12 protein-coding genes are annotated in these 14,493 nt (G+C 60.8%); all 12 read right to left on the minus strand.

What is annotated here, in order from left to right:
- Window positions 1-13: 13 nt before the first annotated feature.
- Window positions 14-1,303, minus strand: a complete 1,290-nt coding sequence (gene ftsA, locus B0H98_RS00420; RefSeq protein ID WP_106373103.1) for a cell division protein FtsA — start codon at window positions 1,301-1,303, stop codon at window positions 14-16.
- A gap of 310 nt (window positions 1,304-1,613) precedes the next feature.
- Window positions 1,614-2,327 carry a cell division protein FtsQ/DivIB gene (locus B0H98_RS00425; RefSeq protein ID WP_106373104.1) on the minus strand — a complete coding sequence of 238 codons (714 nt, stop codon included), beginning with the start codon at window positions 2,325-2,327 and terminating at the stop codon, window positions 1,614-1,616.
- A 9-nt stretch (window positions 2,328-2,336) separates the two neighbouring features.
- Window positions 2,337-3,269, minus strand: a complete 933-nt coding sequence (locus B0H98_RS00430) for a D-alanine--D-alanine ligase (protein ID WP_106373105.1) — start codon at window positions 3,267-3,269, stop codon at window positions 2,337-2,339.
- The gene (gene murC / locus B0H98_RS00435) at window positions 3,266-4,678 is read right to left on the minus strand and encodes a UDP-N-acetylmuramate--L-alanine ligase (RefSeq protein ID WP_106373850.1); all 1,413 of its coding nucleotides are present in this window, start codon (window positions 4,676-4,678) and stop codon (window positions 3,266-3,268) included. Before murC ends, B0H98_RS00430 begins: the two co-directional genes overlap by 4 nt.
- A gap of 53 nt (window positions 4,679-4,731) precedes the next feature.
- A complete protein-coding gene (gene murG / locus B0H98_RS00440; RefSeq protein ID WP_279628344.1) occupies window positions 4,732-5,829 on the minus strand; it encodes an undecaprenyldiphospho-muramoylpentapeptide beta-N-acetylglucosaminyltransferase in 1,098 nt (365 codons plus the stop codon).
- A 17-nt stretch (window positions 5,830-5,846) separates the two neighbouring features.
- Window positions 5,847-7,028 (minus strand): putative lipid II flippase FtsW, encoded by a 1,182-nt coding sequence (ftsW, locus tag B0H98_RS00445; protein ID WP_106373106.1) that lies wholly within the window; start codon window positions 7,026-7,028, stop codon window positions 5,847-5,849.
- On the minus strand, window positions 7,025-8,431 hold the full coding sequence (gene murD / locus B0H98_RS00450) for a UDP-N-acetylmuramoyl-L-alanine--D-glutamate ligase (RefSeq protein WP_106373107.1): 1,407 nt from the start codon (window positions 8,429-8,431) through the stop codon (window positions 7,025-7,027). Before murD ends, ftsW begins: the two co-directional genes overlap by 4 nt.
- A 57-nt stretch (window positions 8,432-8,488) precedes the next feature.
- The gene (gene mraY, locus B0H98_RS00455) at window positions 8,489-9,571 is read right to left on the minus strand and encodes a phospho-N-acetylmuramoyl-pentapeptide-transferase (protein ID WP_106373108.1); all 1,083 of its coding nucleotides are present in this window, start codon (window positions 9,569-9,571) and stop codon (window positions 8,489-8,491) included.
- Window positions 9,572-9,580: 9 nt separating this feature from the next.
- On the minus strand, window positions 9,581-10,939 hold the full coding sequence (locus B0H98_RS00460) for a UDP-N-acetylmuramoyl-tripeptide--D-alanyl-D-alanine ligase (RefSeq protein WP_106373109.1): 1,359 nt from the start codon (window positions 10,937-10,939) through the stop codon (window positions 9,581-9,583).
- On the minus strand, window positions 10,936-12,429 hold the full coding sequence (locus B0H98_RS00465; protein WP_106373110.1) for a UDP-N-acetylmuramoyl-L-alanyl-D-glutamate--2,6-diaminopimelate ligase: 1,494 nt from the start codon (window positions 12,427-12,429) through the stop codon (window positions 10,936-10,938). Before B0H98_RS00465 ends, B0H98_RS00460 begins: the two co-directional genes overlap by 4 nt.
- An 18-nt stretch (window positions 12,430-12,447) precedes the next feature.
- Window positions 12,448-14,160 (minus strand): peptidoglycan D,D-transpeptidase FtsI family protein, encoded by a 1,713-nt coding sequence (locus tag B0H98_RS00470; protein WP_106373111.1) that lies wholly within the window; start codon window positions 14,158-14,160, stop codon window positions 12,448-12,450.
- Window positions 14,157-14,492 carry a cell division protein FtsL gene (gene ftsL, locus B0H98_RS00475; RefSeq protein ID WP_106373112.1) on the minus strand — a complete coding sequence of 112 codons (336 nt, stop codon included), beginning with the start codon at window positions 14,490-14,492 and terminating at the stop codon, window positions 14,157-14,159. Before ftsL ends, B0H98_RS00470 begins: the two co-directional genes overlap by 4 nt.
- Between the last annotated feature and the right edge of the window lies 1 nt (window position 14,493).

Below are 14,493 nucleotides of genomic sequence, written 5' to 3' on the forward strand. Positions count from 1 at the left end.
ATTTGCGGCCCTGTCAGAAATTTCCTTTGAACCAGCCTTTGATTCTCGCCAGCGCCGAATGGCCTTCCTTGATATCACGCCGGGCAAGCTCGTTGCGCCCTTTATGAGCGGCAACCACTCCCCCGTGGCTTTCTAGACCTTGCCCATGCCGCACTTCTTGCAACGCATAATGCAATAAGCCGACACCTGTCGCATAGATGGGGTTACGCACTACGTCCGCCAAACCTCTAACGTTTTGCGGACAGGCAATACGAACGGGCATGTGGAAAATCTCCTCTGCCAACTCGCTTACACCCTCCATACGTGAGGTGCCGCCGGTGAGCACCACACCCGCGGCAACCATGTCTTCATAACCACTACGGCGTAATTCGTCTCTTACCAGTGTGAACAGTTCTTCATAGCGTGGCTCGACCACCTCAGCCAGCGCTTGACGCGAAAGATCGCGCGCCGGACGATCGCCCACACTGGGAACCTTGATCATTTCATCGCTTGCAGCCAACTGGGTCAGCGCGCAGGCGTACTTGACCTTGATTTCTTCAGCGTGCTGGGTCGGTGTACGCAGCGCCATGGCGATATCATTGGTGACTTGATCACCGGCAATCGGGATGACTGCCGTATGGCGAATCGCGCCTTCGGTGAAGATTGCCATATCCGTCGTGCCGCCACCGATATCTACCATGCAGACGCCGAGTTCGCGCTCGTCTTCTGTCAACACGGCCATGCTGGACGCCAGTTGCTCCAGAATGATGGCATCGACATCCAGCCCGCAGCGCCGCACACATTTTTCTATGTTCTGCACGGCATTGAGTGCCGCCGTTACCAGGTGAACCTGAGCTTCCAGACGCACCCCGGACATGCCCAAGGGTTCGCGAATGCCGCCCTGAGCGTCGATCGAGAATTCCTGCGGCAGTACGTGCAGCACGCGCTGGCCTTCGGAAATGGCCCGCGCTCTGGCGGAATCGATCACGCGGTCTATGTCGGAGGGGGTCACTTCGCGCTCTTTGATGGCGACTACACCATCGGAGTTCATCGAACTGATATGACTACCGGCCACACCTACATAGACCGAGTGAATATCACAGCCGGCCATCAGCTCGGCCTCTTCGACGGCCCGCTGAATGGACTGAACCGTTGACTCAATATTGATCACCACACCACGTTTCATGCCACGTGAAGGGTGCGAGCCGATACCGGCAATCTCTATGCCGCCATCGTCAGTAGGTTGCCCGACAATTGCGACGACCTTGGACGTTCCGATGTCCAGCCCGACCACCATATTAGATGCATTGGGTGAGCCTGCCATGAGTCGGGAATTCTCCTTGTAATCTTCTTAATAATTAAATAAACAGGGGTATATAAACGTAAACTAACCCATCACTCGGGATACAACTTAGCAGCCAATTAGCGTTAACGGCTAACTATCATTAAACACCGCTGAAAAAGTTTAAATCCAGGGCAAATCTTCAAACGCCCATAGTATAGAAACAATCGCTCGAATACGACTAGTTCAAGCCCACAATAATGGGCTTAGCGAGTAATTTAAACCCCGGATACGGGTTTTTCAGCGTTGGCGACTACTCACATCGACAAAAAGAGAGCGGCCAGACCGCCCCTTACTCTTCGGGCGTTTCGAAATCGCTCTCTCCATGCCAGGCAACCGCAACGCCGTTGGGGTAACGCAAGTCAATATAGCGAATATGTTCGCCAAACCGCGCCAGTTCGCGCTGCCAGGAAGCCGATAAGCGCGCTAAGCGAACTTCATGCTCACGCCTTCCCAGCATTACCCAAGTGCCGTTATTCAACTGCAAGCGCCACGCGCCGCGTGGCTCCAGGCGAAGCTGCGAAAGCCCCAGTGCCAGACTTTCAAAATGTGGCGTCAACCGGTAATAGTAGGCCAGCACCTCTTCGCTGCTCCCTTCGGGGCCGGCAAGGTCCGGTAGCCCAGTGGGCACGTCGAGCGGAGCGAAAGGAAACGGCTCGCCTTCAGGGTTAAGTAGAAAGTCGTCGTTCCAGCGGGCTACCGGCTCTTGCTCTACCAGCTCAAACACTAAAGCGTTCGGCCACTCGCGCGAGATACGCACTTCGTGCAGCCAGCCTATCTGCATGGCCCGGTTACGCAACACGCCCAGATCCGCCGACAGCCAGGTTGCCCCCTGTACCAGCGGTGCAAGCTGGGTACGCAGGTAATCGGCACTCACGTACTCCCACTCACCACGAATGGAGACACGTTCGATGGGCCGATCAAGCCAGAGCCAGAGTGCGCGCCCTCCGGCACCTACCAGCAGCACCAGTAAAATGATGCCGAACCAGGCATTACGCTTTTTCATACGGCCTCGTCATGACACGCCCTGCTTTCCAGCCGTCTCAAGTATCTGCACTACCAGTTCATCAAACGTAATGCCCGCATGGGCAGCCGCCTGGGGAACGAGACTATGGTCGGTCATGCCCGGCACCGTATTGACTTCAATCAGCCAGAACTGGCCATTTGCATCGCGCATGACGTCTACCCGCCCCCAGCCCTCACAGCCGATCGCCGCAAACGCTTCACGGCAGAGCTTGGCAAGCTCGGCTTCATCCAATGCTGAAAGCCCGCAGGGCAAGTGGTACTGGGTCGTGTTGGAGATATATTTGGCTTCATAATCGTAAAAGCCACCGGGCACCTCCACACGAATGGCCGGCAGCACCTGTCCATTGAGCAATGCCACCGTGTACTCATCGCCAACCACAAACCGCTCGGCCATGACCCGGGCATCAAACTGGGCAGCTTCGTGGTAAGCGGCTTTTAGCGCCTCACGAGTTTTGACAATACTGATACCGAGGGTGGAGCCTTCGTGCACTGGCTTGACCATCATCGGCAGACCAAGCGTTGCCACGACACCGTCCCAATCTGCATCATCATCGAGCATGATGCTTTGCGGCGTAGGCAGTCCAGAGGCCTGCCACACCTGCTTGGTGCGCTGCTTGTCCATGCCCAGCGCCGAGGCAAGCACACCGCTGCCGGTGTAGGGTATGTTCAAAAGCTCGAGCGCACCTTGCAGCGTGCCATCTTCACCGCCCCGGCCATGCAGGGCGATGAACACTGCTGACGGCGCCAGCGCCTCAAGCCCGGCCAACCCCTTGTCGCGCAGATCGTAGCCCTGGGCATCGACGCCTTGACGCTTGAGCGCCTCGAGAACCGCCGCACCGCTTTTCAACGACACCTCACGCTCGGCGGATGAGCCACCGTACACCACGACCACGTGACCTTTAGAGGCGTAATCGGTGCTCATAGCGCCACCTCGCTCAATGCCAGTTTTGCCTGCGCGAGGGAAAGGGATATACCGCCGATATCGCCTGCGCCCTGGGTAATCAGAATATCGTCGGGCCTAAGGACATTGGCCAGCAGCGCAGGGAGCTCCTGCTTGTGCTCGACAAATAACGGGTCGACCTCGCCGCGCTGGCGGATCGAGCCTGCCAGCGCCCGGCCATCTGCACCGGGAATCAGCGCTTCGCCGGCACTGTACACATCCAGCAGCACCAGCGTATCAACCTGGGACAGCACCCGGACAAAGTCTTCATACAGATCGCGGGTGCGGCTATAGCGGTGAGGCTGATAAAGCATGACCAGCCGACGCTCCGGCCAGCCAGCACGCACCGCACGAATCACCATGTCCACTTCCCGCGGGTGGTGGCCATAGTCATCCACCAGCATGATCTCACCGGGGGCCTTGGGTGCCGGAAAATGGCCATGCACCTGAAAGCGCCGCCCGACCCCGGCAAAGCTTGCAAGCCCTCGAAGGATAGCGTCATCGCTGACGCCAGCATCGGTTGCCACCACGATCGCCGCCATGGCATTCAAGGCGTTGTGACGCCCCGGCATGGCCAGGCGAACGTCAAGGGGTGCCGCACCGGCCGGACGCAGAGCGGTAAAGCTCACTTCGCCGCCCTGCTGGGTAAAGTCGACGATACGGTAGTCGGCATCGGCATCAAATCCGTAGGTCACGAACTGGCGCTTGACCTGTTCGCACAGCACGCGTACGTGGGGGTCGTCGATACACAGCACGGCCAGTCCGTAGAACGGCAGGTTGTGCAGAAACTCGATGAAAGTGCTTTTCAGTCGTTCGAAGTCGCCGCCGTAAGTCGCCATATGATCAGCGTCGATATTGGTGACGATCGACACCATGGGCTGAAGATGCAAGAACGAGGCGTCAGACTCATCGGCTTCGGCCACCAGGTAGTCGCCCTCGCCCAGGCGGGCGTTGGCACCGGCACTGGTCAAGCGACCGCCAATCACGAAGGTCGGGTCCAGGCCGCCTTCGGCCAGAAGCGTTGCGGTCAGGCTGGTGGTCGTGGTCTTGCCGTGCGTACCGGCTACGGCGATACCGTGGCGAAAACGCATCAGCTCGGCAAGCATTTCTGCACGCCGTACCACCGGTACGCGGTGCTCGTGCGCCCAGCGAATTTCCGGATTGGTCTCATCCACGGCGCTTGAAACCACCACCACATCAGAGCCTGTAACGTTTGACTCGGCATGGCCGATCTCCACTCGAATACCGCACTGGCGTAACCGCTCAACGACGGATGAAGCCTTCATGTCGCTCCCGCTGACGCTGTAACCCTGATTTGCCAGCACTTCGGCAATACCGCACATACCCGCGCCGCCAATCCCCACGAAATGAATACGTTGAATACGACGCATACCCGGGCCGCTCGGGCTCAGGCGCGGCGCTCGGGGTTGGGTTACTGAGTCGGTCACACTGCTTCTCCTTTATTGAGTATCGCCAGGCATCCTTCGGCTAGTCGCTCCGTGGCATCCAGATGGGCCGCTTGGCGCGCCCTGGAAGCCATCAGCGCAAGCGTTGCGGGCTCTAGTAGATCGCTTAAATAGTGGGTCAACCGCTCAGGGGTAAGCGCCGACTGGACAACACAAAGTGCCGCCCCCGCCTTGACCAGCACATCGGCGTTGACCCGCTGATGATCATCAACGGCAAACGGAAAAGGCACCAAAAGGGATGGTTTTGCCGCAGCGGCAAGCTCGGCGACCGTCAAGGCCCCTGCCCGGCAAACCACCAGATCCGCCCAGGCGTAGGCGGCCGCCATGTCATCAATAAACGGGGTCACCTCTGCAGGCACCCCGTACCGGCTATAGCCTTCAAGCGTCTGCGTCTCGCGCGATTTTCCCGCCTGATGGCGTATTTCCGGGCGTTTTTCCAACGGCAACGCAGCCACCGCCTGGGGCAGGCGCTCATTAAGCGCCACCGCCCCGAGCGAGCCACCCACCACCAGCAGACGCAGCGGACGCCCTGCCAGCTCTTCGGCACAGCGTGGTGCATCCCCGATCGCAGCGATCTCTTCGCGCACCGGATTGCCGATCACCTCCGCTCGCTCGCCAAAGGCCTCGACAAACGCGGCGTAGCTGCGGGTTGCAAGCCGAGACAGCACGCGGTTGGTCAGTCCGGCCACCGCGTTTTGCTCGTGAACGACCAGCGGGATTCGCGAAAGCCAGGCGGCAAGCCCGCCCGGGCCGCTGGCGAAGCCGCCAAGACCCACCACCAGCTGCGGCTTGAAGCGCTTGATGACGCGCCGCGCCTGGAGCACGGCGCGGCTCAGATTTACCGGCGCTTTCAGCCAGCCGGCCGCACCGTTGCCGCGCAGCCCGCTTACCGCAATCGTGTGCAGCTTGATGCCCGCCTCGGGCACCAGGCGGTTTTCAATGCCGCGGGGGCTACCCAGCCATTCCACTTCAACGCCTTGGGCGTTCAGCGCGCGCGCCAGTGAAAGCGCGGGAATCACGTGTCCCCCGGTTCCGCCCGCCATGATTAAAACGCGTTGAGGTGCGATCGTGGTCACACACGACTCCTTATGCTTTACGATAATCGCGGTTCGCGACGTGACTTGTAGGGGGTCGGCGCGCGGCGCGGACGATGCCGCGTCTCTGCATCGACGCGCAGCAAGAGCCCGATCATCATGCCGATGACCAGCAGGCTCGATCCACCATAGCTGATCAGCGGCAGAGTCAGCCCCTTGGTGGGCAAAAGCCCCGAGCTTACCGCCATGTTGATAAACGCCTGCGAGGCGATAACAAAGCCGATGCCGTAGCTTACGTAGGCGCCGAACAGGTGGCCGGCAAGCTCGGCCTTGCGCCCGATCCACATGGCTCGGCCGATCAACAGCGTAAACATCAAAATGACGGCGATGGCGCCGATCATGCCAAGCTCTTCGGCAATGACCGCAAAGATGAAATCGGTGTGCGCTTCGGGCAGGTAGTGAAGCTTCTGCACGCTGTTGCCAAGCCCTGTGCCGGTCACATGGCCGCGGCCAAAGGCAATCAACGCCTGGGTCAGCTGATAGCCGGTCGCAAACTGATCGGCCCAGGGGTCGAGAAAGCTGGTCCAACGCGCCAGGCGGTAAGGCTCCAGCACCACCAGCATGACAGCACCCGAGGCAAGCAGCCCGCCGCTGCCGATCAGTAGCACCAGTGACGCCCCGCTCATCATCAGCATGCCGATCACGCAGGTGGTATACACCACCATGCCGCCAAAATCCGGTGCCAGAAACAGAAGCCCTGCAGGCACCGCAAGCACCGCAATCGGCCGCCATAGTGTAAAGGCGCGCTGACGTAACTCGTAGGCAAAACGCGACATGAACATGGCCATGTACAAAATCAGCCCGACCTTGCCAAGCTCGGAGACCTGGAGGCTGGGTAACGGACCAGGGAGCCTGATCCAGCGCTTACTGCCGTTGATCTCCTGCCCAAACAACAGTACCGCAACCAGCAGCACGATACTGATCAAAAGGATAAGCGCCGCATTCTGCCGCCATACTTCCAGCGGCACGCTCATCATGAAAATACAGCCTACAAAGGAGAGCAGCAGAAATATGCCGTGTTGGCGAAAGTAGTAAAAGCTGTTGTCCAGAAGGCCAACGGAGGCCGAGCTGACCATGACCCAGCCAAGCCCGGCAAGGGATACGGCCGCAACGATCAGCCAGATATCGCAGGGAAAATTACGCGTGGTAACAGCCTGGTGAAAACGCTGTAGACGGCTCATGGCGATGCCTCCGCTGCCTTATGCTCAACCCAGTGACGAAACGCCTCACCGCGGGCCTGATAGCCAGAAAACTGATCAAAACTCGCACACGCCGGCGACAGCAGCACGCAGTCACCGGGCTTGGCAATTGCAAACGCTGCCTCCATTGCCTGGACAAGATTCTCCACCTCACGCACCGTCACCTTCGGCGAAAGTGCCTTGACAATCCGCCCACGATCCTCTCCGAACAGCAGCGCCAGGCGAGCGCACCTGGCTAAAGGTTCGGCAAGCGGTGTGAAATCCGCCCCCTTGCCTACCCCGCCTGCCAGCCAGATCAGTCGCCCTTCAAGAGTGGCGCCCAGACCGCTGATCGCGGCAAGCGTTGCCCCGACGTTGGTACCCTTCGAGTCGTTGACCCAGGTAACACCGCCAAGGGTTGCAATGGTTTCACTACGATGGGCAAGGCCGGTAAATGCCTTGAGCGCCTCGACCATGGCAGAGGCCGGAAGCCCCAGCGCCTGCCCCAGGGCAAGCGCGGCCAAGGCGTTGGCGTAGTTGTGCTGCCCGGCAAGCTGTAGCTCGCTGGCCGCTACCCAGCGGGTCTGCCCCTGCATCAACAATAGTTCGGTACCCTGCCATACCAGGCCCCACTCGTGTTCACCCGGCGGAGTCACCGAAAAGTAAACGACCTTCGGCCCGTCTTGAACGGGCCAGGTCAGCGGATCATCACGATTGACGATGGCGTATTGCGCCTGACTGAAAATGCGCTGCTTGGCCAGGCGATAATCCTGCATGTCGCCATGCCGATCCAGGTGATCATCGCTCAGGTTCAAAAATGCCGCCGCGGTTGCGCCTAGAGTCGGCGTGGTTTCCAGCTGAAAGCTTGAAAGCTCCAGCACGTATAGCTCGGCATCCGGCTCATCGGCCAGCAGATCGAGTGCGGGCGTGCCCAGATTTCCGCCCACCGCAACGCTCACGCCAGCGGCTTTCGCCATCTCGCCAAGCAGCGTGGTTACCGTGGATTTGGCATTCGAACCCGTTATGGCGGCAATCGGTGCGGCATTGCCCCCGGCGCGCTTGGCGCGCACAAACAGCGCGGTTTCGCCCACAAGCCGGGGCTCGCCGGTTTCTGGGTTCAGCGTATCGATCAAGCCTTCAAGGCCGGGCGAGCGAGGATCGACGCCCGGGCTTACCACTACTTCAAAGGCACGAGTGAAGTCCAGCGCGTGAAGCGGGCCGCAGTGCACGTCAACACCGGGGTAGGCGTGATAAAACGCATCAAGGCCCGGCGGAACGGCGCGGGTATCCGCCACCATGAACGGCCGCCCGATACGCGTCAGATGGCGGCAGATGGCAAGCCCGGAAACGCCCAGACCGACAACCACGGTCACGCCGCTAGGTACTTGAATAGGCACTTGCCCCATGTCTGGCTCCTTTGCGTTCTACGCTCAAGGCTGCAACGGCCATCGTCACTGCGCCGGTTAACGAACCTTGAGTGTCGCAAGCCCCAGCAACACCAAGACAACGGTAATGATCCAGAAGCGCACGATCACGCGCGGCTCGGGCCAGCCCTTCAATTCAAAATGGTGATGCAGCGGCGCCATGCGAAAGATGCGCCGCCCGGTCAACTTGTACGAACCGACCTGCAGGATGACCGACACGGTTTCGAGCACGAAGATGCCGCCCATGATGAACAGCACGATTTCCTGGCGCACGATTACCGCTACCACGCCAAGCGCTGCGCCCAGGGCAAGCGCCCCCACATCGCCCATGAATACTTGAGCGGGGTAAGTGTTGAACCACAGAAAGCCAAGCCCCGCACCGGCGATGGTAGCGCAGAAGATGGCAAGCTCGCCGGTACCATGGATGAACGGAATATGCAGATAGTTGGCAAATACGGCATTGCCGCTTGCGTAGGCAAATACCGAAAGCCCCATGGCGACCAGTACCGTAGGCATGATGGCCAGACCATCCAAGCCATCGGTCAGGTTGACCGCGTTCGAGCTGCCCACGATCACGAAGTAGGTCAGCACGATGTAGAACACCCCAAGCGGCAGCGCGATATCCTTGAACAGCGGCACCAGCAGACTGGTTTCCGCAGGCGTCGCTGCCGTGAAGTAGAGCACCAGCGCCGCGCCAAGCCCGACAACGGACTGCCAGAAGTACTTCCAGCGGGCGGGCAGGCCTCGGGGATTCTTCTCGACCACCTTGCGATAGTCATCCACCCAACCAATGGCACCAAACCCTAACGTGACGGCCAGCACTACCCAGACGTAATGATTGGAAAGATCACCCCAGATGAAGGTACTGATGGCGATGGCCAGCAGAATCATCACGCCCCCCATGGTGGGGGTACCCGCCTTGGAAAGATGCGACTGTGGGCCGTCGTCGCGCACGGCCTGACCGATCTGGCCGTCTACCAGGCGGCGGATGACCCACGGCCCCAGCCACAGGCAGAGCATCAATGAGGTAAGCGCAGCCAGAATGACGCGCAGGGTCAGATAGTTGAAGACCTGAAAGCCCGTTTGGTACTGGGCCAGGAAGTTCGCCAAGTAAAGTAACATGAACGGCGTTTACCTTATTTCATCCGAGCGTAGCGCGGCAATGACGTTCTCCATGCCGGCGCTGCGCGACCCTTTCACCAATAGCGTGGTGCCGGGCGGCAAAGTATTAATGATATGACGCGCGAGCGTCTCGTGGTTGTCAAAGTGCTGCCCGCAACCAAAGGCATCACCGGCGGGCCGCGCTGCATCACCCAGTGTGAGCAGCTGGTCGATGCCAAGCTCGGCCGCGTGGCGGCCCACTTCGGCGTGCAGGGCGTGCGAGTCAGCGCCAAGCTCCCCCATCGCGCCCAGCGCGCACCAGCGCGGTGCTGGAAACTGCATCAGCGTCTCAAGGGCCGCTTTCACCGCCCCAGGGTTGGCGTTGTACGTATCGTCCAGCAGCGTGGCACCGTTCAATCCAGGCACCACGCTTAGCCGTCCCTTGAGCGCCGCCATAGTTTGCAAGCCGTTGACCACAGCATCAGGAGCAACGCCCGCGGCAAGCGCGGCAGCCGCTGCGGCAAGCGCGTTGCTGACGTTATGCTTGCCAAGCATGGCAAGCTGCACGCGTCCCAGCGCCCGGCCATTTTCGACAAGCGTGAAAGCATACCGCCCCTGGGAGTCGCAGGAAAGTGCCGCGGCGTGGACATCCGCTCGGCTATCAAATCCGAAGCTGATCACGCGACGCGGCGCGGCACAGGCGGCCCATAGCGAATAGTAACGGTCGTCGCGGTTGAGTACCGCCATACCGTCAGCACCAAGCCCTTCAAGCAGCTCGCTCTTGGCCTGGGCTATGTGGCCCATACCGCCGAACTCGCCAACGTGAGCGCCGGTGACGTTGGTGATGACCGCTACATCCGGCCGTGTCAGCCGGGCTGACCAGGCAATTTCACCCAGGTGGTTGGCCCCTACCTCGATAACCCCAGCCTGATGCTCGGGCGTGAGGCGTAAAAGGGTGAGCGGCACGCCAATATCGTTGTTCAGATTGCCGGTCGTGGCCAGCACGCTGCCCAGCGGCGCCAGCAACGCCGCGGTCATCTCCTTGACCGTAGTCTTGCCGCTATTGCCGGTGACGGCCACCAGCGGCAGCTGGTGCTTTTGACGCCAGACACCGGCAAGAAGCCCGAGTCCCAGGCGGGTATCCGGGCACACCAGCTGTGGCAGCACGCTCTCGACGGGGCGCTCGACCAGGGCGGCAACGGCGCCCTCGCGCCGCGCCTGTTCGACAAAATCATGGCCATCGAATCGCGGCCCCTTGAGCGCCACGAACAGACAGCCAGGAACGATATTGCGCGTGTCGGTGACCACCGCACTCAGTTCAAGAGCGGCGTTTGTTTCAGGCACTTCGATAGTCAGCGCGCATGCCGCCTCTGCAAGTGTCCAGGTCATTGGCCGCTTCTCCGCACGGCAAACGCCTTGAGAACTTCATCTTCATCGTTATAGGCATGGCGCACGCCGCTGATTTCCTGGTAGGCCTCGTGACCCTTGCCGGCAATCAGCACAATATCGCTCTCGCTGGCCTGACGGATGACATGATCGATTGCGCGGCGGCGATCGCCGATATCCAGCGGCGCGGCGTCGGCAGACAGCCCTTCAATGATCTGCTGGCGAATCAGCTCGGCAGACTCGCTGCGCGGGTTGTCATCAGTCACTACCACGACGTCCGCCCACTGCTCGGCGGCCTTGGCCATCTCGGGCCGCTTGCCGGTATCCCGATCGCCGCCGCAGCCAAACACGCACCACAGCTTTCCGGCGTCGCTTACATGGGCGCGCAGCGCTTCAAGCGCGTTATTGAGCGCATCCGGAGTGTGCGCGTAGTCGATGACAACGCTGGGGGCGGCAGGCGAATGATAAAGCGCCATGCGTCCCGGCACGGGATCAAGCGCGGCGGCGGCCTCGAACAGGGCATCCAGGGATTCTCCCAATCCGTACAGCACGGCCATGGCCAGCAGCACGTTGTCGAGGTTGAAACGCCCTACCAGGCCAAGCGTGAGCATCCGCTCGCCGTCCGGCGTGGCAATCATCGCCTGCTGCCCCGTCTCGCTCGACTGAACATCCATCACGCGCAGCGTGACCGCCTCATCCTGGCCGGACGCCAGTACGCGCACACGGGCATCAATACCTGCCAGCATCAGTCGTGCCAGCGGGTCGTCGGCATTGACGACCGCAAGCTCAAGCTCTCCACGCCTGAAAAGCTTGGCCTTGGACGCCGCGTAGGCGGCCATGCTGCCGTGGTAATCCAGATGGTCGCGGGTAAGATTGGTAAATACGCCGGTCGTGATATTCACGGCGTTCAGACGTTGCTGATCCAGCGCATGAGAAGAGGCCTCGAGCGCCACGCGTCGAATGCCCTGGGCCGCAAGCTCGCCAAGCGCCGCCTGTAGCGCCAGCGGCCCGGGGGTGGTCAGGCCAGTATCCGTAAGCTGGCCGGGGCGCCCCACACCCAGCGTCCCTACGATGCCAGCGGCCGTTCCCAGCGCCTCGCTCAGCGCCGCGATATAATGAGTCACCGAACTCTTTCCGTTGGTGCCCGTAACGCCGATAACGTCCAGATCATCCGGCACGTCATAAAGCCGTTTACCCAGCTCGCCCAGGCGCATGCCCAGGTGAGGCAGGTAAAGCACCCGCTCTTTCAAGGCGGCGTCGCTGTCGCGTGCCTGCGCCAGTACCAGTGAGGCGCCCTGTTCAAGCGCGGTCTTGATAAATTCGCCGCCATCGCGCTGGCTACCGGGAACGGCCACGAAAACATCGCCAGTCTTCAACGTGCGCGAGTCGCTCACCAAGCGCAGCGAGTCGGGCAACGCCGGCATCTGATCAAGGGAAGTGCTCGGCCATACCTTGCCAAGCGCGTCCCACAATTGGGTGGGCGTCAACGTCATGCCATCTCCTTAGTCATGCTATTCGTCGTCGACCTCATGGTCTGGCGGCACATCAAGCAAGCGCAAGGCGTTGCCCGTGACGCTTGAAAACACCGGGGCGGCAACGGCGCCACCGTAGAACTGGCCTGCCTTGGGATGATCGATCATCACCACGGTCACGATACGCGGGTCCGAGATGGGCGCAATCCCGGCAAACACACTGCGATAGGCGTCCGTGGCATAGCCGCCCTGGCCTGATTTACGCACCGTACCGGTTTTGCCGCCCACGCGGTAGCCTTCCACGCGCGCACGCCTGCCGCCGGAGGTTGGCCCGACCGACGTTTCCAGAATGTCCAACAGGTCATTGGCCACGCTTGGCGAAATGGCGGGAATACCCGCTGGCGCTTGAGGCAGGCGCAGCAATGAGGGCGGCAACCGCTCGCCGTTGTTGGCAAGTGCTGTGTAGGCGCTTGCCAGTTGAATCGCCGACACCGATAGCCCGTAGCCATAGGAGAGCGCGGCGCGTTCACTGCGCGACCAGCGCACGGGAGCCGGCAGGCTGCCGGTCGACTCTCCAGGAAAGCCCGTACCCGGTGACTGACCAAAGCCCAGCTGGTTATACTTTTCCCAGATCGCCGTGTCGCTCAGTTGAAGCGCCAGGCGCGACATACCGATGTTCGAGGATTTTTCAAGGATGCCCGGCAGGTCGAGCTGACCATAGTTGCGGATATCACGAATGGTGAACTGATCGATGCGCATCCAACCCGGCGAGGTATCCACCACAGCATCACGGTTCACGATGCCGCTTTCCAGGATCGCCGCCATGGCCAATGGCTTCATGACCGAGCCCGGTTCGAACACATCTACCAGTGCCTGGTTACGCAGGCCGCGGGGATCAAGTCCGGTGCGGTTGTTGGGGTTATAGGAGGGTAGATTGGCCATGGCGAGCACCTCACCGGTGCGTGCATCCATCATGACCAGCACGCCGCCATCGGCTTCGTTTTCCGCTACGGCCGCCCGCAGCTCGCGGTACGCCATGTACTGAATGCGCTGATCGATCGACAGCACCAGATCGCCGCCGGGCTGAGCATCGCGCATGATGCCAAGTTCGCGCACCAGCCGCCCACGGCGGTCCTTGATGACCCGACGCTGACCCGGGTGGCCTGCCAGATAAGGCTGGTAGGAGAGTTCGAGTCCTTCCTGCCCGACGTCATCGACGTTGGTCACGCCCAACAGCTGAGCGGCCACTTCGCCGGCCGGATAGTAGCGTTTGTACTCACGCTGGGGATAAACGCCCGGCGTGCGCAGATCAAGAATGCGCTGAGCGGCTTCCGGAGTCATCTGGCGACGTAGATACATGAACTCGCGCCCGCTGTAGCGTTCGATACGCGCAGCGAAGTCGTCTGGCGTCATGCCCAGCGCCTGGGCCAGCATGAAAAGCTGAATGCCGTCGGTGGGTAGTTCCTGCGGGTTGGCCCATAGGGTAACGACTGGCGTCGAGATCGCCAGCGGCTCGCCGTTGCGGTCGGTAATCATGCCACGGTGGGCAGGAATGGCCTCGTGACGCAGGGTGCGCGCGTCGCCCTGACTTTGCAGAAACGGACGATCAATCACCTGGAGCAGGGTGATTCGCCCCATCAAGGTAATTGAGGCAAGGCCCACTATAATCAGAATGAACAGAAAGCGGCCGCCACCCAGCGGTGGCGCCACGGGTGCCTGACGGGACATCCCTCCCCGACGCTCGCTTCTCATGGCCGGATTACCTCGACATCATGAACATCGGGAATACGCATATCCAGGCGTTCAGTGGAAATCTGTTCGATACGGGCCGGAGTCGACCAGGCGCCCTCTTCCAAAAGCAGCTGCCCCCATTCGGTTTGCAGCTGGTTTTTTTCCTGCTCGAGCTGCTGGAGCTGGGCATACTGGACTCGTGTCGTGTGCGTAATGATGACGATCGCCAGACCGCTTGCAATACAGGCCAGAAACAGCAGGCAAATAGCGATAGGCCACGCCCGCAGGCGCAGCTTGAAAGGCCATTCGGCGCGTAACGTTGAAGCCCAACGTTCAATCCGATCCATGCTCATG

The organism is Vreelandella songnenensis (assembly GCF_003002925.1).
Taxonomy (GTDB): domain Bacteria; phylum Pseudomonadota; class Gammaproteobacteria; order Pseudomonadales; family Halomonadaceae; genus Vreelandella; species Vreelandella songnenensis.